Source organism: Scopulibacillus daqui (assembly GCF_016908855.1).
In the GTDB taxonomy this organism is placed as follows: domain Bacteria; phylum Bacillota; class Bacilli; order Bacillales; family Sporolactobacillaceae; genus Scopulibacillus_A; species Scopulibacillus_A daqui.
Window position 1 is genome coordinate 1 of sequence record NZ_JAFBER010000007.1, and the last position, 20,132, is coordinate 20,132.

Here is a 20,132-nt window from a genome sequence, read left to right on the forward strand (position 1 = left end):
GACTATACGTACCATATTGGATGAAGCCGATATTACCTATCAACATACGAAAACCTGGAAAGAATCGAATGATCCCGAGTTTCACACTAAAAAAAACGAATCGAACAGCTCTATCATCATCCCCCTCAAGACGGTAGAGTAATTTGTATCGATGAATTCGGACCTTTATCCATTCAACCTTATGCGGGGAAAGGTTGGTATAAACAGAAAAAGCCTGATCGACTCCCTGCAACCTATACGCGTAAGCACGGAGTACGCCATTTGTTTGCCGCATTAGACTTAAAAGAAGATAAATTGTATGCGCATAACCGAGAATCCAAAAAGCATCAAGATCTACTCTATTTTCTAAAAGTATTACGTCGTCGTTACCATCGGAGTGAACGGCTTTATATTGTGCTGGACAATTTTTCCCCCCATCGACATAAGAAAGTTAAAGAATGGGCGGACGAAAATAACATAGAACTCACTTTCACACCAACCAATGCCTCCTGGTTGAACCGTATTGAATGCCATTTTGGACCACTAAGAAAATTTGTACTCGAAGGCAGTGATTATAAATCACACAACGAGCTAGCCCAGGCTATTCAAAATTATCTTCGCTGGAGAAACAAAAATAAACGTCTTGAAAAAATATTACGTGAGCAAAACAAGATCAAAGTTGCTTGAAGGGGCACTAGGTGAAGAGAAAGTATCTTCCTCATATCTTCTTCATCTTCAGCGATCAATATATGTTTACTCATTAATGACTCTCCCTTCCCATTTATTAAACCAAATGACAAATACCCCCAAAAGAATGGCATTGATAATAACATATAGGCTTATTATCAGAAATGTGAATTCGTGATGATTTGCCATCAATTGATATATATACCTTGTTCCATACAAAAGGGGGATGTACTGCCAAATAGAATCACCCAAACTTTGTGCTCCAAAGTAAATAAGAAATATACTGAAGAATACCCCTGCACCAAGACAAATATTCGCATTTATTTTTATTGCTATAAACCATAAAATGATTATTACAGTTAACGAAAAAATGATTGTTAAAATAAAGTATAACAATATATCATTAAGAAAACGCTGACCTATAAGCAACCATAATGGAAAACAACTAATAAATGTACTGCACATTATAGATAGGATGCTAATAACAATTAAACTAATACCCCACTTAGCCCTATCAGGTAATTTTAGAATATGGTTAAAATGCCCTATCTGTTCCTCGTATTTAATATATAAACTAATCATTAGCGAAATTCCAAATGGTATAGCACAATTAAAATAGATTGTATAGTCGTAAAATATTAAAGTTGGATTATCATATCTTTTTAAATATAAGAATAAGCATATGCCGTATATAATTGGAGCCAATATCATAATAAGAAACCAATAGGATCTCATCATTTTGTATGACAATACTTTATAATACCTCATATAGACCCTTCCTTTTAAAAACAAGCATTGACAACATTGATAAAACTATAAAATATACAATACTGACAAGGATAATTATAGCCAAAACATAAAAGTCAGGGATTTTGTTAAAATTATCCATCGGCGTGCCATTGGGATTGATTCCCATTGTTTCAGCTGAAACTCTCATCATATTTCCCCATGGAAGAATCCAAAAATATGATTTTAAAGCAATAAAAACGGATCCGAATGAACCAACAAGACTTAATAAAATTGTTATAATTACACCGACATATTGACATAGTATTAAACATAAAGGTATCAATGGTAATGAAGCAATTGTTATAAATATAGTCGTAAATATTAGTTGTGGGATATTAGGAAACTCCTTATTAATAATTAATGAACCCAATGTAGCAACGATTATTACTAACAACGATGAAATACACTGATAAATGACTATTGATATGATTTTTGAATACCATATTTTAGATTCAGGTAAATTATTTGATAATAAACCTTTATAATGACCACATCTCTTTTCCATATTTATATTGATGCAGCAAGACATGGCTAATCCAATTGGTAAAAAGAATATTGGCCAAAGATTATAAGTAATTATAAGTAATTGTTAAAAAAATATTTGCGTCTGGATGTTGAGATTTATTAGCATAAATATTTGAAAAAGCGGCGAACAACAAAAAGAAGATAGGGATTATTAAAAATAAATTTCTAGATAAAGAAGATTTCATTTTAAGTAATTCAGCTCTAATAAAAGCAGTCATCCTATGCACCCCTTCTATTGCCAGATGTGATTTTAAAAAATAAATCTTCAAGATTTTCCTTATGATCGATTTTATTTTCATACTCTAATTTTCCATTGTGAATAATACCAATGGTATCTGACAATATCTGGATCTCATTTAAGGCATGGCTAGAAATCATGGTGGTAATGCCTTCCCTTTTTAAATCATTTAATAAACTCCTTAATTCCCGTATACCTGCTGGATCTAATCCATTAGCCGGTTCATCTAACACTAAAAACTTGGGTCTTTTTATCAATGCCATAGCAATTCCTAATCTTTGTTTCATGCCTAAAGAAAAAGCCTTGGTCTTTTTCTTTCCTGTATTGGTCAGGTTCACTTTACTTAAAACCTGGTTAATTTCTTCAAAAGGTATGTTTTCCTGTAAACAAAAGAGTTTTAAATTGTCATAAGCACTTAAGTTTCCGTATATCGCAGGGCCTTCTATCAAAGACCCTATTTTTTTCAAATCGCTCCTTTTCCAATAATCGCCTTCAAACATTATCTCCCCTGTTGTCTTTTGAAGGATACCGCAAATTATTTTCATTAAGGTTGATTTCCCAGCCCCATTTAATCCTAAAAGACCATATATTTCTCCATATTCGACATGCAAATTTATATCTGATAAAACTGTTTCATTCTTGAACTTTTTTCCTAAATGTGTTGTCGTTAAAATATAATTTGTCATTATATCAAGCTCCTTTATCTTTTCTAAGGTGATTATAAAAAACAAATATAAAGAAACGATAAGGAATTGAAATATTAAAGCCGTTTCGGTAAATCCCTTAACATGAGGCAGGCGACAGCTAGAAATATGTATTAAACGGCTCTGCACTGGACTACCATTTTTACATCTAATCCTTTTTAAAAATCGAGTAGGAGGGGGTGACTAACCCCCGACCTCTCACACCACCGTACGTACGGATCCGTATACGACGGTTTCATCTAAGTTGTACGCATTGTTTGATATCTATAAAACAGACTCTCCAACCCTTGTTGTACCCAATATTGGTCATCAAGGGCTTTATGCAAGATAGGGCTTTTGGCTATTCGCCAATAAGCCTTTCTTGTGTTTGCCCATTCCCACGCCTTACCTCGCTTAATTCCAAGTTTCATGAGATTCTTATACTTTGTTTTATTTTTCTTCCACTCTTTCCAACGTATCATTCGTAACCGCCTTTTAATCCATCCGTCCAATGTCTTAAATATTGTCGGTGTTTCGGCTAATTGATAGTAGCCGAGCCACCCCACGAGATATCGATTTAATTTCTCGATTCTATCTGTCATGTTCATGGATTTCTTTCTTGACGTCAATTCCCGTATACGTTGTTTAAAGCGTTTAATACTCTCTTTTGAAACCCGAATTTTGGGGTTTTCCTTATGAACAGTCAGGGAAAACCCAAGGAATTTACGTTTCCACGGGCGGTCAACTGCACTTTTCTCCTTGTTAACTTTAAGTTTAAGCTTTCCTTCGATAAAATTTGTGATGCTTTCCATCACTCGTAAGCCTGCTCTTCTTGAGCGAACGTATATATTACAGTCGTCCGCATAGCGGACGAACGGAAGCCCTCTTTTCTCTAATTCTTTATCAAGTTCATCCAGAACAATATTAGAAAGTAACGGACTTAAAGGACCACCTTGAGGCGTGCCTTCTGTATTAGGATGAACAAGGCCGTCCGCCATAACTCCTGCCTGCAAATATCTACGGATGAGTTTTAATACTCTTGAATCCTTTATTCTTTTATTTAGTGTTCGCATCAATCTGTCGTGGTTAACCTTATCGAAGAATTTCTCTAAGTCCATATCTACGACCCATCTATTTCCTTGTTTCATGTATTTCTTTGCTTCTCTCACCGCATCATGTCCCCTCTTATTTGGGCGGAATCCATAACTATGCTGAGAGAATGTTGGGTCATATGTTTCAGTGAGAACTTGTGCAATGGCTTGTTGAATGAATCGATCTGTCACGGTAGGTATGCCTAACTTCCTTTTTCCACCGTTCGGTTTCGGGATTTCGACACGACGGATGGGTTGAGGATGGTAGGCTCCTTCTTCAAGTTGCCTTCGGAGGGCAGGCCAGTGTGTCATGATATGCGCTCGTAGGTTTTGTACAGGCATTTCGTCTACACCATGGCTCCCTTTATTCCGCTCGACACGCTTGAGCGCTAGTATTAAATTTTCCCGTGATAGGATTCTTTCCAACATGATATCTTACTCCTACGTGAATGGTCATTCTTCTTGTGTGGCAATATCTTTCAGCCCTTCTAATGTCCCCCGCGGATTCACCGTTTCCTCCATTAGGAAGGTTAATATGTTTCTGCTTCATCAAGTATTACGTACGTAAAGGTGACCATTCTCCTTACATGATTCAGCCCTTCTCGAATATTCTAGAAATATCCGGTACTATGGCTTCGGCTGACTTCTGATAGTTCAGCGAACATTTTCATATTCGGTTACGGTATGTGTACCGCATGTCTATCAGATCTCCCAGGGTAAGCACACATTCTTCCTCTCCATGTCCTCTCTTCATTTACTTTATGGACCCTTCGGCAGTAAGGGCTTTGACTTGTCGTGCAGTCTTATCCAAGTCCATCTAGCCTTATATGAAGTTCGTGTTCCTAGAGGCGGAGATTTGCCGCTGACTTCCTTCAGATTCTAGGTCGCCCTAGACACCCTTGTCTTAAGCTAACCGCTACTACTGCCTTCGCGGATCGGGACTTTAACCCTAGAGAATATGTGCATGCCTGGCACACACAAAAAAACAACAGCAATCAATATTGCTGCTGTTTTTCATGCATTATTTTTTTACTACTTCGTGTCCGCCGAATTCGTTTCTTAATGCGGCTACGACTTTGCCTGTAAAGGTATCGTCTTCTTGAGAACGATAGCGCATCGCAAGAGATAAGTAAATCAATGGTGTTGGGACTTCTAGGTCTAATGCTTCTTCAACTGTCCATTTTCCTTCGCCTGATGAATTCATGACACCGCGAATTTTATCAAGCTTAGGATCTTTAGAAAATGCATTTTGCGTTAATTCCATCAGCCAGCTGCGGATAACGGAGCCATGATTCCATACCCGAGCCACTTGTTCGTAATCAAAGTTGAAGCGGCTTTTTTCAAGAACTTCAAAGCCTTCCGCAATGGACGCCATCATCCCGTATTCGATACCATTATGAACCATTTTTAAGTAATGGCCGCCTGCAGGTTCATTTGTAAAATGATAACCGTTTTCTACTGCTGTATCTTTGAAGAGCGGCTCAACAATAGAGAATGCCTTTTGGTCGCCGCCAATCATATAACAAGCGCCGTTTCTTGCTCCGGAGACACCGCCGGATGTGCCGGCATCAATGAAATAGATGCCTTTTTCTTTTAATTCATTATAACGGCGCAAAGAATCTTTATAATTTGAGTTGCCTGCATCGATGACAATATCCCCTTTGCTTAAAAGCGGACTGATTTCTCCGATAACATCATCGATGAGGTGACCGGCTGGAATCATCAGCCATACTACTCGAGGCGTTTCAAGAGAATTAACCAGCTCTGTATAAGAGCTTACACCATTCGCCCCTTTTTCCGAGATTTCTTTAACCGCATTTTCATTAATATCAAATGCTATGAGTTCGTGACCATGATCCATCAAGTTAAGACCAAGGTTCATGCCCATTTTTCCTAGTCCAATTAAACCTAATTTCATTTCTAGATCTCCCTTCAAAAAATCCTCGTCAATTATTGTATCATATTGTCTTCAAATTACCCTCATTAGATGCTCGTTCGGGTCTAATAGAAATAATTGAAAGTATAACAGCGGCTAACGAGATGCCTGCTGCTGCCAAAAACATGTTTCGAACCGAGTATTCCATGATCACAGCATAGATTGGCGGCCCTGCAGCGACGCCAATAAAACGCATACTGCTGTATAAACTTGTAATGGTTCCTCTATTTTCTTTTTGAATCCCTTCAGTAATAAAAGCATCAAGACAAGGCAAAGCAACACCAATACCTATTCCGGAAACAAATAAAAATAATAAAAACAGCCGGATATTCGGTTGAAAACTTAAGCATACCATCATAACAGCAGCAATAAACATGCCAATCAAGGTTAACCACTTCATTAGTGACTTATTTTGCCCTATTTTCCTGCCGGCTATTAAAGAAGCGGCGGATAAAGCAAATAGCGGAATCGCAATGACAAATCCTTTACGGACGGCTTTAATATGATATGTGCTTTCGAGAAGCTCTGATAGATAAAACAAAGTGCCAAACAAAACAAACATCACAATACAGCCAATGATAAAGATTGCGATTAACCATTTTAGATTTTCTTTAAACGTGTTTTTAGTATTTTGAAGAAATTCATGAAAAGTAGGAGGATCTTCTTGGTTTTTTGGCACTTTAACAAAAAAGCCAACTAACAAAATTGAGATCAAGCAGAGGATCGGAATCGTTAAAAACGGCGTATACCATGTAATAACAGCAAGCAAGGCACCGACAATAGGACTTAAGACCTTGCCGAACGTATTTGATGTTTCAATAATGCCTAAACCATTGCTGACATCTTCTTCCTTTTCAAACATATCTCCAACTAATGGTATAACAACAGGAAAAGCTCCCGATGCACCAACCCCTTGCAATAATCGGCCAACTAATATCAGCCAGTAAGGTTGGTTTAATAAAATCGGCGCTAAACCAGAAACCGCTCCCCCGATGCCGGTAAGTATAAGGCTTGGAATAATGACTTTTTTCCTTCCTATCCGGTCTGACAGATAGCCTGCAATGGGGATAAAAATAATAGCCATAATAGAATAAACGGTAATAATAAGACTTGACTGGAAGGCGCTGATATTAAGCTTTTTTTGGATGGTGGGCAACACAGGTATAAGCATTGAATTGCCAAGCGTCATCATTAGCGGGATTGAAGCCAATGATAAAAGATCGAAGGTTTTTTTCTCTTCTTCCATAAAGCATCCTCCACGAGTCATATTTATTGTTAGTTTGAAATGAAGAAATAAAAAATATACGAACGGCATTAAGAAAGGAAAAAAGCACCATTCATAATTGTTGTTGTACCGTACAAAAATAGAAAAAGATTGGAGGATTCAAAAATGGCTCAATCAGAACAATTACAATCTAAAAGCAAACTCAAACCTTTAATAGAAACAAAGCAGCTATTGCAAAAAGCTTTAGAATCAGTCAATCAGGCCACTGCTATGGAAAATAATCGTGCGATGATTCAAACGCAGCAGACACTGCAGCAAGCACAACAAACCTTATCCCAAAGCTTAAGTCCAAGTCAATCACCTGAAGAACAACAATTAATCGAAAACGCACAGCAACAGCTGCAGCAAGCACAGCAACAGCTGATGCAAGCAAATAAAGCTGACTATGACAGCAAAACCACTTCCTGAGACTGCGATACTGTCTAGACACGCTGACGTTCAATCTATAAAAAGCACCTAAACAAACACCGACCATAAATAAAATGGGCGGTGTTTGTCTTATATTTATTAAGAAACGCGGGAGGCCAATTGACTGATTTCTTCTTCAAATTTCTTCTGCAAAAGCGTTGTTACAGCACCTGGACGCCCTTCTCCGATCACATTATGATCTACTTTCACCACAGGAGAAATTTCAGATGTTGTACTTGTAATAAATACCTCATCAGCCTGCATCATTTCTTCAATAGGCACGGCTTTTTCAATAACTTCAATTTTGGCTTCCTTCGCATAACGAATCACGTATCGTCTTGTAATGCCGTTGAGAATGAAATGATTGGCGGGATGAGTATATAATTTTCCATTTCTGACTATAAAGACATTTGATGAGCTTCCTTCGGTTACGATGTCTTGACGATGCAAAATCGCTTCATAGCATTGTTGATGATGCGCCTCTTCCTTTGCCAGGACATTGCCCAGCAAATTTAGGCTTTTAATATCACAGCGCAGCCAGCGGATATCATCTGCAAGTATGGTATTGATCCCATTTTGAAGATTATTGTGCGGGCGGTCCATTTCACTTGTATAGGCCGTTAGAACACTTTTGGCCTGCATCGGAAACTGATGCGTTCTCTTTGCCGGTCCTCTGGTTATTTGAAGGTATACAATACCGTTGTTTAATTGATTCTTTTGAATAAGCTGACGGATATTTTCCTCCAGCTCCTTGCGGCTGACCGGCCATTCTAATTTGATTTCTCGGGCGCTTCTTTTCAATCGATCCAAATGTTCATCCATGGCAAAGCACTGACCATGATAGACCCTGATCACTTCGTATACGCCATCCCCAAATTGATAGCCTCTATCTTCAATATCAATCCAGGCATCTTCTCTTTCTATAAACTGATTGTTATACAAAATCATATAAAATCCCCTTTACATTTTCATCTCATTCATTTTTTCAATATGCACCCATTATAAAATATTCAGAACATAATAAGCAATGCTTTTTATCATATTTAAGCGACCGTACCCAGACGGCCGCTTATCAGAAAACACTAGCTTCCTTCCCCATGTTTTTGACGGGACATTTGCCTCTTTTTGGCTTTCTTCGATCCATCCAGCGGCCTCGGCTGTCCGCCGCCGCGCGATTTTTTATCTTTAAGCTGCATGAACATTCTCCTTTCCAAAAAAGGTTAGCCTTAACGGTTTTGCGCCGGCTAACCTTTCTTAGTATGAACAAAAAAGGAGTGTTTATGTCGAGCTGTTAACCTGATAATAAGGCAGCAGCCGCTTAGTCATTAGTTTATATCCTTTTGAATTCGGATGAAAATGGTCTTTATAAAGCAAAGTGTTGGTTTTCCCTTTAAAAATATCTTCTGTTGGGATAAAAACAGTATGGCTGTACATCTTTAAAATATTCTGGCTCGTGTGATTCCACTCTTTAAGAATTACGAAAAACTGTTTGTTTAACTTTTTATCCAAATAATCTTCAAAGGGGTTATAAAGGCCAAAATAATAAATGGTCGCCGACGTATTTTCTTTGCGGATTTTTTGAATAATGTCATTGAAATTCTTTTCAAATTGCTGCCGTTCTGTTTCAAAATCATTTTGTTTTAGATTTAGGAAATTTGATTTTAATACATTGACTAAATCATTGCCGCCTATGGTTAAACATATCATATCAGCATTTTTTAATTGTTTTTTTACATTTTCTTGATCAAGGACCTTTAATAGATCGTCTGTTGTATCACCTGTAACACCAAAATTATTAACAGTCACTTTAGAGATGGTGTCTGATCTTTTTAAATGGTTTATAAAATCTCCGAAATAGCCGCCATTTTTAGGATCACCTACACCTTTTGTCAGGGAGTCTCCTATGCCGACAATATGAACAGGCAGCTTTTTTTTCATGACGTGTTTTTGTGAAGCTTGCGTTTTTTCAACCCGTTCTGATTTAAAAGGGTGAGCGGCAACTGTGAAAATAACCCCCACAATACATATTAGAACGGCGGCGGCGATATAAATTATTTTCCGTTTTAAGGTAACCACCCCCATAACACTTTAAAAGAAAACCTAGCTGTCCCGCTGTCTCGCCTAACTTCGCTTAACCTTAAAGCTAACAGCGCCTGCCGCATTGAATCGAGCGCATTTGCCGTTTGATGCGATAAACAAAACGGTCATTCTTTATTTTTTAGATTGAATCGTTCGATATGGTCTGCATATCCTTCATGATTTAGAATATTGATCTGTTTTTCGCCTAGTAAATCGTAATGCGGGTAGTCTTCCCTGGAATCAATCCACTCGGGTTTCAGACCATACTTTCTGCCCCACATCGCGAGCTTTTCCAAATTGATACAGCCCACTTTAGTTACCGTATGGCAATCAGGAAAACGCGGATCATACCAGTAATGAGTTATAAAAGCAATTTCACCGTCTAATACTTTTCTTTTCCACTCATTTAATTCTTGTCTTTTTAGACCGAAAGCCATATGAAAATACTTCCTTTTATCCTAATGCCCGGCGATAGGCCTGATCCCAGTCTGGGAAGTGCTTTTTCAATATAATCGGCCTGAAGCTATCTTTTTTGACGCAGACATGCTGCGTTTTTGCTTTTACAGAACATTGCCCCTGGCCATCAATCACTTCATAGCCATATGTAACACGGATGCCGTCGTATGCGTCTACCCATGTTCTAACCGTCACTTGTTCACCGTATTTTGCCGGTTTATGATAACTTATATGAACATCAACAACCGGCGATAATATGCCTTCTTCCTCCATTGAAGCGTATCGGAAGCCAAGTTCGCTAACGAGCTGTGTGCGGCCCACTTCCAGCCAAACAAGATAGTTAGCGTGATAGACAACTCCCATTTGATCTGTTTCCGCGTATCTTACCGTTATTTTTGTTTCCGATATATGCATTGATCTCTTCTCCTAAATCATTTGTAGAGTCAAACTATCACTTATTTTAACACATTATCAATTATACAAAAAAGAAAACTCATCGGGCAGATGCCAATAAATAAAGCAACGGCACGCCGTTGCTTTAGCGAATTGAACGTTTTTTTTCAATTTTTAATTCAATTTTTTCAATAGCAGAATGATCTCTTAAAATTTCTGATTTATTTTTAGATACGAGATCTTTAAAAGATACTTTCTTTTTCATGTTTATCACCTTCCACCATTATTTTATAACATTAGTATGGTCAGTTTTTGCTTAAATTATTACAAATGTTTGAAAATTACCGATTGTGCTTTTTATATTCAATCCACTCGCTTTTCAGCAGGCTGTATATTTCTAAATCAACATATTTATCGCCCCATCGCTGATATTGCCGTAAATAGCCTTCCTTTTTAAAGGGAACGACCTTAACCAGCCGTTGGGCCTTTTTATTATCAGGTGATATGAGCGCTTCAATTCTATTTAAGCCCAGCGGATAAAACCCGACTGTCAAAAGGGCTTGTATCCCTTCTTTTCCAATCCCCTTCCCCCAGTAGCTCTTTAATACTTCACCTCCGATTTCCGCCTTTCTTGAAAAGTAATCAATATGATGGAAACCTGCTGTCCCAAAAAATTCGTTAGTGTCTTTTGAAGTGATCGCCCATCGTATAGCGGGCTGATCAATAGACGAAAATGTCTGAATAAAGGCCATCGCCTCTTCTATATTACCCATCGTCATTCCTCCGTCAAACATCATTGTTTCTGAATCAGAGAACAGCTTAAAGACATCGTAAACATCGTCTTTTTTTAATTGGCGGAATCTCAATCGTTCTGTTGTAAACTCAGGAAAAGCTCCGTTAGCCATCAAATCACCCCCATTTTATACGCTCTTATCTTCAAGATATTGATTCAGGGGATTAAAAGGAACGATGTTCGCCTATAAAAAACGCCCTTATGCTGTGCATAAAGGCGTTTTTATCAATGATATTAAGCTTTGGTTTTCTCTTCTATCAGTTCCGTATAATAATAATACATATCCTTGCAGGCCGCCATTAAAGCATCTTTGGCTTTGCCGTGGTAGCCATTATCAATAACATCCAGGATGACATCCAAACCCTCTCGTAAACTATGTCCTTTTAATAATTGATTAATAAAATGATGAGCATGTTCAGTTGCTAAAGTGCAAGAAGCCTCAACGATTACGCCGTAATGCGGGTCAATTTCAGCTGTAACGGTTAATGTTTCATAGACATCCCGTGCCGCCATGCCTTTAGGCAGCTTAGCATGACCAGCAATCATCATTGTTTGCGCCATATGTTTCCTCCTTAATGACTGTTTCTACTGTTTCTGTTCGTTAAAATTTTCTATAGTAAACCGTTAAATCCTCTTTTTTAATAGTTTTCCCGTTAGCCTTTTATTTTTGCTTTATGTCTGATGTCGTCAATCGTCTGTGATACCGAAATGTGATCCGGGTCCATCATCACTTCAATTAACACAGGCTGTTTGATTTGCCCATTTGACAGCTGCTTGAATACAGCCTCAAATTCCATCGTGCTATTAACATAGCAGCTATCAATATGAACAGCTTCAGCCAATTTGTTAAAATTCACCCGGCCAAGCGACGTGCCGACAACTCGACCAGGATAATGCTTTTCCTGATGCATCCGGATAGTCCCATACATCGCATTATTAAAAACAATCGCGATAATAGGGATATGGTATCTCGCCGCCGTTTCCAATTCCTGAACCGTCATCATGAAACCGCCGTCGCCGGATAAGGAAACAACAGGACGAGCGGGATCGGCCAGCTTTGCGCCGATTGCCGCCGGCATTCCATAGCCCATCGCTCCTGAAGTCGGTCCAATATAGGTTTTTGGCTGTTTAAATTGATAAAAAGAATGCAGCCATCCGGCAAAGTTGCCGGCATCATTTGTAATAACTGTATCTTCAGGCATTGAATCTTGGATGATCTTAAAGATATTTTTCAAATTACAGCCGTTATCATGGTCTTCTTCGAAATCTGGCGGTAAACAGGATGCCCTAACATAAGCTTCTCGACGTTCTTTCCTCCAATTTCCCCATTGCGGTGAACATCCGCTTTCTTTTGCAGCTTCCAAAAGCTGCTCCAAAGCCATTTTCGCATCAGCAATCACTGAGGTTTCCACTGGAAAATGTCTGCCTGCTACTTGGTCGCTGATATCAATATGAATCAGTTTATGGTCAGAGGTAATCAATGAATAATCCTGTGTTGTCACTTCTGAAAGCCTTGTACCGATGGCAAGAATAACATCTGCTTGCCTGACCGTTTCAAGAACGCAAGGAAGAGGGCCTAATCCCAAATGACCCGCATAATGACTATGATCATTAGCCATCACATCATGGCGCCTGAATGAAGATAGAACCGGCAAATCCATAGTTTCACTAAATGCCGCCAATACCGCTTCAGCATCTGAAAATTTAATGCCCCCGCCGGCAAGAATGACAGGTCTTTCCGCCTTTTTAAGCAATGATAAACATTTTCTTATCAAGGATGGATCACCGAGCGGACGGGACTTTTCAAATTTCTTAGCAAATCTCATTTCTGCCTTTTCCTTCAGAACATCTTCCGGCAGAGAAACGACAACCGGCCCAGGTCTGCCGGACTGAGCTATTCTTAACGCCCTTTGAACGAGCTCCGGCATACGCTCGGCATCGCGAATTTCAACCGTCCATTTGGCGATCGGCGCAAAAAATTGTTCCAAATCAACCTCTTGGAATCCTTCGCGTCCCCTAAATTTACTGTGAACCTGCCCCAAAAAAACAACCATTGGCGTTGAATCTTGATACGCCGTATGAACACCAATTGTTAGATTGCCGGCGCCAACCCCTCTGGTGGCGAATACAATCCCGGGCTTGCCAGTCGCTTTAGCATAACCCTCAGCCATAAAAGACACGCCGCCTTCATGGCGACCTGAAATAAGTTTAATCCTTGGATGCTCATATAAATTATCTAATACCGGCAAATAGCTTTCTCCTGGAACACAAAAAACGTGATTGATGTCTTCGATTTCCAAACATCTTATTAAAGCCTCGGCGCTTGTCATGTACTCAGTCATTAAATACACTTCCTTATCTAAAGAAATTGTTTGATGCGCTTAGCCGCTTCCTCTAACCGTTTGTCAGGAACAGATAGGGACACTCGAAAATAGCCTTCTCCGTTTTTCCCAAAAGCGGTGCCAGGCGTCACAACAACCCCGGCTTCTTCTAGCAGTCTTTCGCAAAAAGCCCCGCTCGTCATTGATCCCGGCACTTTAGCCCAAAGAAAAATGCTGCCTTTCAGCGGATTTGTCTCGATCCCGATATTACGAAGGGCTTGGCGCATCACCTGTCCCCTTCTTTCATAAACAGCATTTCGCTCTTTTAAAAACGACAGGTCGCTCTTTAAGGCAATCGCAGCCGCTTTTTGTATAGGAAGAAACTGGCATGAATCGAGATTGCTTTTAACCGTCAGCAACGTTTTTATCATCTCTTCATTGCCGACAAGATAGCCGATTCTCCAGCCTGTCATATTAAAAGCCTTTGAAAGCGATCCAAACTCAACAGCTATATCCTTGGCGCCGTCAACTTGCAAAATGCTCGGTGCCTGATAGTTTCCAAATGTAACAAGGTTATAAGCGGAATCATGGGCGATATATATGCCATGCTTTTTGAAAAAAGCAACAGCCTTTTCAAAAAAGTCAATATTGACAGTGGCGCCTGTCGGATTGCTCGGATAATTTAAAAAAGCCAGCTTCGCTTTTTGTAAAATTTCATGAGGAATAGATTCTAAATCAGGCTTGAAATCGTTGTCAGGATCAAGGCGCACAGGATAGGCCTTGCCTCCTGCCAAATGCACAGCCATTTTATATACCGGGTAACTCGGATCCGGAATTAAAACAATATCATCAGGGTCTATCATGGCTTGAACTAAATGGGCAATGCCTTCCTTAGAACCAATTAATGTTTGAACTTCCTTATCTTTATCAATCTTCACATGAAAATGTTTTAAATAGAATTCAGATACAGCGTGACGAAATTCTGGGCAACCGTTAAAAGTTGAATATTTAAAATTATCCGGATGATTTAATTCCTTAATTAATTGATCAATGATAAATGGCGGCGTCGGCAGATCAGGATCGCCAATGCCAAGATCAATCATATCAACACCTTGTCTTTTTAAAGTTTCTTTTTTGCGGTTTAAATTTGAAAATAAGTACGGCGGCATTTGCTGAACATTTCGAGACGGAACTGCCTTCAAAGGAAAACCTCCTTAGACTAGTTTCAATTAATGAAACTATATTCCTTTAAATAAAACACACATTCATTTTAGTTTAATATTTTGAATTTTTCAATTGGTTTTTATATATTTTCAAATTTGTTCACTAGCTGAATGTAATAAATAACATTTGTTTTAGATTAGATTTAGGTCCTTTTAAAATTAATCTTTATACTTCTTCAGTTGATATGGAATGCATTTGATATGGAATGCATTGTTATAAAATGTAAAATTTTGACTATAATTTATGGCCAAATATTCCTTTTATTGTTGGTGAATCCTAATTGCTTATGACAAATATCGTATAAGCAGCTTCACACATTAAAATGATATAGATCTGTATTTACACTAAGTTACCTTAACTTAACGTAACTTGCCTTATATTATATCTCTGTGTATAATATGAATTAGAAAACATAAAGTAAAAAAAGCCGAGAGCGGCTACTCTCGACTTATGTAGCATATCACATTGGTTTCGCGACCACTGTGGTCCGGTAGATATTTATGGATATAATCCACCTGTACGAAACTCGCAAAAGTTCAATAGGCAGGTGGATTATTTTCGTGTTGTTTTATCTATGATGTCAACAACTAGACCGATGAGAGCAACGACGAATATCCCGGTTGAAAGTACGATCTGTATTCCATCCATACGACCTACCTCCATTCTCCACAGAGGTTTTGCCCGTTCCACCTGCTATTGATATGCTACATGTAGATTATATCATATAAAATAAAAATAAGTCGGAAAATATAGTAATAGAGGTTTGACAATAGTAGGAGTAAATGGTTTTGATAAGGTGTAAGTTACCTCATAAGTTTTAACACGCATTTTTTCCCCGCGTATATATACTTTGTTCAAAACAATCCCCTAGCACGAATTAACTATAATACAATAAATTTCCACAATTAATAAATTAGTCCAAATATAGACTCTTTATTCACTTTTATTAATTATATGAACAGCCGGAAAGTCTGCTTGAAGTTGTTTGGCATACAACTCCCCTTTAAGTGCTTCCAGCTCGCTTGCCTTTTTCTGAATATCATAATATGCCGAGTTGAGTTTTTGCTTGCTTTTATCAGCGGAATGTCCTTTACAATCGTTCAGCTGCCCATAAGTTTGTTTCATTTTAGTTTCTGTTTCTTTTAAAACGCTAATCTCCTCATCTATTCTATAAGCAATTAATCGGCAAAGGGTTTCCGTAGCGTCAAATGACTTTGTCATCCTTTTATCCTCTTAATCATTCCTGATCTGCTTGTTCGAATCGAGACGCCGCATCTTTTAACATTTGCGACTGTTCCTGTATTTTTTAAAGACTAAAGTCATTTCATTAATTTTAACGTTGCTGTTTTCTTTCATATAAAGCAAACATCGAACCTGGACATTCATTGAACGTCGTTTTTTGTCTGAATTTATATCATTTTTATGAATTTTGTAAATATACTTGAATCTCATTTTTCTAAGTCATATAATGAAATTGTCAGTGCAATGTTTCATTTTCTGAAACAAAGTTTAATTAATTGAAAACGGTTACTTTTTAAGGAGGGTTTTACAATGGTCACATCAACAAAAACAGCATACCTCAATTTTATTGATGGGAAATGGCAGCCGGCGAAAAGCGGTGAAACTGTTGAAAATGTTAATCCGGCTAATGGCGAGGTGATTGGTCTCGTAACCGTATCATCTGAAAAGGAAATAGACGATGCCGTCAAAGCAGCAAAAAAAGCTCAAAAAACCTGGAGATTGGTTCCCGCTCCGGCTCGCGGAGAATACCTATTTCGAATTGGCGACTTATTAAAGCAAAAAAAAGAAATGCTGGCGCGGCTTTTAACTCAAGAGATGGGAAAAGTGATCGACGAAGCCCGCGGTGAGGTCCAAGAGGCTATTGACATGGCATATTATATGGCTGGAGAAGGTCGCCGGCTCTTCGGCCAAACGGTGCCTTCCGAGCTTCCAAATAAACATGCAATGAGCATGCGTGTACCAGTTGGTGTTGCTGGTCTGATTACGCCTTGGAACTTTCCAATTGCTATCGCCAGCTGGAAGATCTTCCCTGCCCTTATCGGCGGTAATACAGTAGTCTGGAAACCAGCAACGGATACACCTGCTCTCGCTTACGAATTTGCAAAAATTTTCGAAGAGGCAGATTTGCCGAAAGGTGTTGTTAATCTTGTATACGGTTCTGGCAGCACTGTCGGCCAAGCAATGGTTGAACATCCTGATATTGATATTATTTCCTTTACAGGCTCTACAGAAACCGGAAGCAAAATATCCGGGCGGGCCAGTGAGTTATTAAAGCGCGTTTCCCTTGAAATGGGCGGTAAAAACGCCATTATTGTCATGGACGATGCCGATCTTGATTTGGCTGTTGACGGCATTGTTTGGAGCGCTTTCGGCACTTCCGGACAACGTTGTACAGCTTGCAGCCGCCTCATTGTTCATGAAGGCATCAAAGAAAAGCTGGAGTCTCTTTTGGTCAAAAGAATTGGGGAGCTCAAATTAGGCAACGGCCTTAATGAAGATATAGATGTCGGACCTGTCATTTCAAAGCGCGCACTGCAACAGATCGATGAATATGTGCAAATCGGCAAACAAGAAGGCGCAACACTTCTTTGCGGCGGCCGGATCGCTGATAAAGGCGAATTATCTAAAGGGCACTATTATGAACCGACCCTCTTCACCGATGTTAATCGAAATATGAGAATCGCCAAAGAAGAAATTTTCGGCCCTGTGCTCTCCTTAATTCCTGTATCCAGCTTAGAAGAAGCCATTGAAATCAATAATGAAACGAATTATGGCCTATCAAGCGCCATTTTCACCAATGACACGAATAACACTTTTACTGCCATGCGCGATCTTGATACAGGCATTGTTTATATTAATGCCGGAACGACCGGTGCTGAAATTCATTTGCCTTTCGGCGGAACGAAGCATACAGGCAACGGCCACAGGGATTCCGGAACAGCCGCTTTAGACGTATTTACTGAATGGCGCGCTGTTTATGTAGATTACAGCGGCAGCTTGCAAAGAGCGCAAATTGATAATAATTAAAGAAAAAATGAGGTTTTCCTAAAAATCTATATCAATCACTCTAAAATAATGCGGGGAGGAATCAATCATGAAGGTTGCTGTATTAGGTGCAGGTTTAATGGGTAAAGAAGCGGCTCGTGATCTTGTTAATTCCAGCGGTGTCGATCAAGTCATTATTGCTGATGTTGATCAGCAAAAAGCTGATGGCGTCGTTCAAACGCTTAACAGTCCGAAAATTTCTTCTGCTTACATTAATGCCAAAGATGAAGAACAATTAGCGAATTTTATGAAGGATTTCGATGTCGTTATTAATGCTTTATTTTATACATTTAATGAAACAGTCGCAAAGACAGCTGTTAAGGTTGGTGTAAATTTATGCGATCTTGGCGGTCACATCGGACATGCAACAGATAAAGTATTAGCATTAAACAATAATGCCCAAGAAGCCGGCGTAACCCTTATTCCTGACTTAGGCGTTGCCCCGGGAATGATCAATATTTTATCCGGTTACGGCGTCAGCAAGCTTGATAAAGCTGAATCTATAAAAATTTTGGTCGGCGGCATTCCAGTAAGGCCTGAACCGCCGTTTGAATATAATCATGTTTTCTCAATGGAAGGCGTCTTTGACCATTATACTGATGAATCTCTCGTCATTCGTGACGGAAAGAAAATGTTCGTTCCTTCTCTTTCTGAAATTGAAACCGTTTATTTCGAACAATTCGGACCATTAGAGGCTTTCCATACAGCGGGCGGAACTTCCACGCTTTCACAAAGCTACTCTGATCTAAAAAACCTTGAATATAAAACCATCCGTTATCCGGGTCATGCTGAAAAATTCCAGCTGCTTGTTGACCTTAATTTAACTAGACGCGATTATGAAGTTGAAGTGAACGGAACAAAAGTCAAACCTCGAGAAGTTATGCTTAAAGTCCTTGATCCTATTGTCGATCTTAAGGACAAAGATGATGTTGTTCTGCTTCGTGTCATTGTCTCAGGTACAAAGGACGGCGAACAACACACTTATTCATATGAAATGACAACATTTAATGATAAAATTAATCATGTAACAGCTATGGCGCGGTCAACAGCTTATACGATTTCTGTTGTTGCTCAAATGATTGCTAACGGCACAATTACCAAAAAAGGCGTTTATCCGCCTGAACAAATTGTACCTGGCGACTATTATATTGAAGAAATGAAAAAACGCGGTGTCATGATTAAAGAATCTGTTGAAAGAACATCAGTAGCACAAGTCACCGCTTCAAATTAATTATAGGATCGCTCTATTATTCGCTTTCTCCTCACCAAGGCTTGCTTGGTGAGGTGTCTTTTATAAATGCCTTCATCTCACAAAGCTTGCCAATCGATCATTTATTTTTAATACGGTACAGTTATTTCAGAAAGGACATCACATTATGAATCAAAGTGTCCTTAAAGCACTTGATATTTTAGATTTATTTATCAAACAGCATGATATGACCCTCAGCGACATTTCAAAAAAACTAGATATGCCGAAGCCTACAGCATATCGATTGATCAGCGCTTTAGAGTCGCGCGGCGTTCTTCATAAGCAAAAGTATTCCGAACACGATATCCGCTATACGCTGGGCCTAAAACTATTGGAACTTGGAAATATTGTCAGCGAACAGCTTGAAACAAGAAAAATCGCTTACCCTCATATGGAGGCTCTGTGCCAAAAAATAAACGAAGTCGTCCACCTCGTCATCATTGATCAATTCGAAGGTGTTTATATTGAAAAAGTAGAAAGCAATCAAACGCTTCGGCTTCATACGAGAATCGGCAAACGTTCCCCCCTCCATATTGGTTCCGGTCCTAAATTGCTGCTGGCTTATCAAGGACAAGATTTTATTGAAGATTACCTGCAAACTTCGCATTTTTCCAATGTCTCTGAACCATTTTCTATGGCTGCAAAATCCGAAATCAAAAAAGAAATCGCCGGTATTTTACAGAATGGTTATGCTGTCAGTTACGGTGAGCAAGATGCGGAAACCATCGGCATTTCTTACCCGGTGCGGGATCATACCGGTCAAGTTTGCGCTTCGCTTGCAGTCAGCGGACCGACAATTCGTTTTTTCGGGGAACGAGGGCAGCAAATTCAAGAAGAAACCAAAAAGACCGCTCAAGCCATTTCAAAAGATTTAGGGTATAAAAAGAGAGAAGACATATAAGCTATGTCTCCTCTCTTGTTTCAAAGATC

23 protein-coding genes are annotated in these 20,132 nt (G+C 39.0%); 5 read left to right on the forward strand and 18 right to left on the reverse strand.

The window, feature by feature from the left end; all coding sequences use genetic code 11:
• The first annotated feature begins 147 nt into the window (after positions 1 to 147).
• A complete protein-coding gene (locus JOD45_RS06855) occupies positions 148 to 666 on the forward strand; it encodes a transposase (protein WP_338056045.1) in 519 nt (172 codons plus the stop codon).
• Positions 667 to 732: 66 nt separating this feature from the next.
• On the opposite strand, the gene JOD45_RS16940 is transcribed toward JOD45_RS06855, so the two are convergent.
• The 6 genes from JOD45_RS16940 to JOD45_RS06880 form a co-directional block, all read right to left on the reverse strand.
• Complete coding sequence (locus JOD45_RS16940) at positions 733 to 1,434, reverse strand: BsaG family lantibiotic immunity ABC transporter permease subunit (protein WP_381002261.1); 702 nt, start codon at positions 1,432 to 1,434, stop codon at positions 733 to 735.
• Positions 1,421 to 2,035 (reverse strand): lantibiotic immunity ABC transporter MutE/EpiE family permease subunit, encoded by a 615-nt coding sequence (locus JOD45_RS06860; protein ID WP_205003276.1) that lies wholly within the window; start codon positions 2,033 to 2,035, stop codon positions 1,421 to 1,423. Before JOD45_RS06860 ends, JOD45_RS16940 begins: the two co-directional genes overlap by 14 nt.
• A gap of 164 nt (positions 2,036 to 2,199) precedes the next feature.
• On the reverse strand, positions 2,200 to 2,904 hold the full coding sequence (locus JOD45_RS06865; protein ID WP_205003277.1) for a lantibiotic protection ABC transporter ATP-binding subunit: 705 nt from the start codon (positions 2,902 to 2,904) through the stop codon (positions 2,200 to 2,202).
• A 257-nt stretch (positions 2,905 to 3,161) separates the two neighbouring features.
• Positions 3,162 to 4,424, reverse strand: a complete 1,263-nt coding sequence (gene ltrA / locus JOD45_RS06870; RefSeq protein ID WP_205003278.1) for a group II intron reverse transcriptase/maturase — start codon at positions 4,422 to 4,424, stop codon at positions 3,162 to 3,164.
• Positions 4,425 to 5,013: 589 nt separating this feature from the next.
• Complete coding sequence (gene gnd, locus JOD45_RS06875; RefSeq protein WP_205003141.1) at positions 5,014 to 5,910, reverse strand: phosphogluconate dehydrogenase (NAD(+)-dependent, decarboxylating); 897 nt, start codon at positions 5,908 to 5,910, stop codon at positions 5,014 to 5,016.
• Positions 5,911 to 5,950: 40 nt separating this feature from the next.
• On the reverse strand, positions 5,951 to 7,174 hold the full coding sequence (locus JOD45_RS06880; protein WP_205003142.1) for a bacillibactin exporter BcbE: 1,224 nt from the start codon (positions 7,172 to 7,174) through the stop codon (positions 5,951 to 5,953).
• Positions 7,175 to 7,318: 144 nt separating this feature from the next.
• Here JOD45_RS06880 and JOD45_RS06885 point away from each other — a divergent pair, with 144 nt between their 5' ends.
• Entirely contained in the window at positions 7,319 to 7,621 is a 303-nt protein-coding gene (locus tag JOD45_RS06885; protein WP_205003143.1) for a hypothetical protein, read from the forward strand.
• Between the two features lie 99 nt (positions 7,622 to 7,720).
• Here the strand turns inward: JOD45_RS06885 and dat are convergent, their stop codons facing one another.
• The 12 genes from dat to JOD45_RS06945 form a co-directional block, all read right to left on the reverse strand.
• Positions 7,721 to 8,569 (reverse strand): D-amino-acid transaminase, encoded by an 849-nt coding sequence (dat, locus tag JOD45_RS06890; protein ID WP_205003144.1) that lies wholly within the window; start codon positions 8,567 to 8,569, stop codon positions 7,721 to 7,723.
• Positions 8,570 to 8,703: 134 nt separating this feature from the next.
• On the reverse strand, positions 8,704 to 8,817 hold the full coding sequence (locus JOD45_RS06895) for a small acid-soluble spore protein P (protein ID WP_239549133.1): 114 nt from the start codon (positions 8,815 to 8,817) through the stop codon (positions 8,704 to 8,706).
• Between the two features lie 82 nt (positions 8,818 to 8,899).
• On the reverse strand, positions 8,900 to 9,640 hold the full coding sequence (locus JOD45_RS06900) for an SGNH/GDSL hydrolase family protein (RefSeq protein ID WP_205003146.1): 741 nt from the start codon (positions 9,638 to 9,640) through the stop codon (positions 8,900 to 8,902).
• Between the two features lie 185 nt (positions 9,641 to 9,825).
• Positions 9,826 to 10,137, reverse strand: a complete 312-nt coding sequence (locus JOD45_RS06905) for a hypothetical protein (RefSeq protein ID WP_205003147.1) — start codon at positions 10,135 to 10,137, stop codon at positions 9,826 to 9,828.
• A gap of 16 nt (positions 10,138 to 10,153) precedes the next feature.
• Positions 10,154 to 10,570 carry an acyl-CoA thioesterase gene (locus tag JOD45_RS06910; protein WP_205003148.1) on the reverse strand — a complete coding sequence of 139 codons (417 nt, stop codon included), beginning with the start codon at positions 10,568 to 10,570 and terminating at the stop codon, positions 10,154 to 10,156.
• 124 nt (positions 10,571 to 10,694) lie between these two features.
• On the reverse strand, positions 10,695 to 10,814 hold the full coding sequence (locus JOD45_RS06915) for an FbpB family small basic protein (protein WP_239549134.1): 120 nt from the start codon (positions 10,812 to 10,814) through the stop codon (positions 10,695 to 10,697).
• Positions 10,815 to 10,890: 76 nt separating this feature from the next.
• Positions 10,891 to 11,454 carry a GNAT family N-acetyltransferase gene (locus tag JOD45_RS06920; RefSeq protein ID WP_205003149.1) on the reverse strand — a complete coding sequence of 188 codons (564 nt, stop codon included), beginning with the start codon at positions 11,452 to 11,454 and terminating at the stop codon, positions 10,891 to 10,893.
• A gap of 122 nt (positions 11,455 to 11,576) precedes the next feature.
• Complete coding sequence (locus tag JOD45_RS06925; RefSeq protein WP_205003150.1) at positions 11,577 to 11,903, reverse strand: DUF3870 domain-containing protein; 327 nt, start codon at positions 11,901 to 11,903, stop codon at positions 11,577 to 11,579.
• A 92-nt stretch (positions 11,904 to 11,995) separates the two neighbouring features.
• Positions 11,996 to 13,684 carry a thiamine pyrophosphate-dependent enzyme gene (locus tag JOD45_RS06930; RefSeq protein ID WP_205003151.1) on the reverse strand — a complete coding sequence of 563 codons (1,689 nt, stop codon included), beginning with the start codon at positions 13,682 to 13,684 and terminating at the stop codon, positions 11,996 to 11,998.
• 17 nt (positions 13,685 to 13,701) lie between these two features.
• Positions 13,702 to 14,865, reverse strand: coding sequence for an LL-diaminopimelate aminotransferase (locus JOD45_RS06935; protein WP_275583929.1), 1,164 nt, complete (start codon positions 14,863 to 14,865; stop codon positions 13,702 to 13,704).
• 574 nt (positions 14,866 to 15,439) lie between these two features.
• Complete coding sequence (locus JOD45_RS06940) at positions 15,440 to 15,535, reverse strand: putative holin-like toxin (RefSeq protein ID WP_205003152.1); 96 nt, start codon at positions 15,533 to 15,535, stop codon at positions 15,440 to 15,442.
• Between the two features lie 285 nt (positions 15,536 to 15,820).
• Positions 15,821 to 16,108: a hypothetical protein gene (locus tag JOD45_RS06945; RefSeq protein ID WP_205003153.1), complete on the reverse strand. Its 288-nt coding sequence runs from the start codon at positions 16,106 to 16,108 to the stop codon at positions 15,821 to 15,823.
• A 330-nt stretch (positions 16,109 to 16,438) separates the two neighbouring features.
• On the opposite strand from JOD45_RS06945, the gene JOD45_RS06950 reads away from it, so the two are divergent.
• The 3 genes from JOD45_RS06950 to JOD45_RS06960 all read left to right on the forward strand — a co-directional run bounded on the left by JOD45_RS06950 (position 16,439) and on the right by JOD45_RS06960 (position 20,103).
• Positions 16,439 to 17,935: an aldehyde dehydrogenase family protein gene (locus JOD45_RS06950; RefSeq protein ID WP_205003154.1), complete on the forward strand. Its 1,497-nt coding sequence runs from the start codon at positions 16,439 to 16,441 to the stop codon at positions 17,933 to 17,935.
• A 67-nt stretch (positions 17,936 to 18,002) separates the two neighbouring features.
• Entirely contained in the window at positions 18,003 to 19,184 is a 1,182-nt protein-coding gene (locus JOD45_RS06955; RefSeq protein ID WP_205003155.1) for a saccharopine dehydrogenase family protein, read from the forward strand.
• Positions 19,185 to 19,329: 145 nt separating this feature from the next.
• The gene (locus JOD45_RS06960; protein ID WP_205003156.1) at positions 19,330 to 20,103 is read left to right on the forward strand and encodes an IclR family transcriptional regulator; all 774 of its coding nucleotides are present in this window, start codon (positions 19,330 to 19,332) and stop codon (positions 20,101 to 20,103) included.
• Positions 20,104 to 20,132: the final 29 nt, after the last annotated feature.

What these genes read in the sequence shown, in the direction of transcription:
- JOD45_RS06950 (WP_205003154.1), top strand. Translation starts at nt 16,439, where the DNA reads ATGGTCACATCAACAAAAACAGCATACCTCAATTTTATTGATGGGAAA.
- JOD45_RS06895 (WP_239549133.1), bottom strand. Translation starts at nt 8,817, where the DNA reads ATGCAGCTTAAAGATAAAAAATCGCGCGGCGGCGGACAGCCGAGGCCG.
- JOD45_RS06930 (WP_205003151.1), bottom strand. Translation starts at nt 13,684, where the DNA reads ATGACTGAGTACATGACAAGCGCCGAGGCTTTAATAAGATGTTTGGAA.
- JOD45_RS06920 (WP_205003149.1), bottom strand. Translation starts at nt 11,454, where the DNA reads ATGGCTAACGGAGCTTTTCCTGAGTTTACAACAGAACGATTGAGATTC.
- JOD45_RS06960 (WP_205003156.1), top strand. Translation starts at nt 19,330, where the DNA reads ATGAATCAAAGTGTCCTTAAAGCACTTGATATTTTAGATTTATTTATC.
- JOD45_RS06940 (WP_205003152.1), bottom strand. Translation starts at nt 15,535, where the DNA reads ATGGATGGAATACAGATCGTACTTTCAACCGGGATATTCGTCGTTGCT.
- JOD45_RS16940 (WP_381002261.1), bottom strand. Translation starts at nt 1,434, where the DNA reads ATGAGGTATTATAAAGTATTGTCATACAAAATGATGAGATCCTATTGG.
- JOD45_RS06915 (WP_239549134.1), bottom strand. Translation starts at nt 10,814, where the DNA reads ATGAAAAAGAAAGTATCTTTTAAAGATCTCGTATCTAAAAATAAATCA.
- JOD45_RS06925 (WP_205003150.1), bottom strand. Translation starts at nt 11,903, where the DNA reads ATGGCGCAAACAATGATGATTGCTGGTCATGCTAAGCTGCCTAAAGGC.
- JOD45_RS06865 (WP_205003277.1), bottom strand. Translation starts at nt 2,904, where the DNA reads ATGACAAATTATATTTTAACGACAACACATTTAGGAAAAAAGTTCAAG.
- JOD45_RS06945 (WP_205003153.1), bottom strand. Translation starts at nt 16,108, where the DNA reads ATGACAAAGTCATTTGACGCTACGGAAACCCTTTGCCGATTAATTGCT.
- gnd (WP_205003141.1), bottom strand. Translation starts at nt 5,910, where the DNA reads ATGAAATTAGGTTTAATTGGACTAGGAAAAATGGGCATGAACCTTGGT.
- JOD45_RS06880 (WP_205003142.1), bottom strand. Translation starts at nt 7,174, where the DNA reads ATGGAAGAAGAGAAAAAAACCTTCGATCTTTTATCATTGGCTTCAATC.
- JOD45_RS06905 (WP_205003147.1), bottom strand. Translation starts at nt 10,137, where the DNA reads ATGGCTTTCGGTCTAAAAAGACAAGAATTAAATGAGTGGAAAAGAAAA.
- JOD45_RS06910 (WP_205003148.1), bottom strand. Translation starts at nt 10,570, where the DNA reads ATGCATATATCGGAAACAAAAATAACGGTAAGATACGCGGAAACAGAT.
- dat (WP_205003144.1), bottom strand. Translation starts at nt 8,569, where the DNA reads ATGATTTTGTATAACAATCAGTTTATAGAAAGAGAAGATGCCTGGATT.
- JOD45_RS06885 (WP_205003143.1), top strand. Translation starts at nt 7,319, where the DNA reads ATGGCTCAATCAGAACAATTACAATCTAAAAGCAAACTCAAACCTTTA.
- JOD45_RS06955 (WP_205003155.1), top strand. Translation starts at nt 18,003, where the DNA reads ATGAAGGTTGCTGTATTAGGTGCAGGTTTAATGGGTAAAGAAGCGGCT.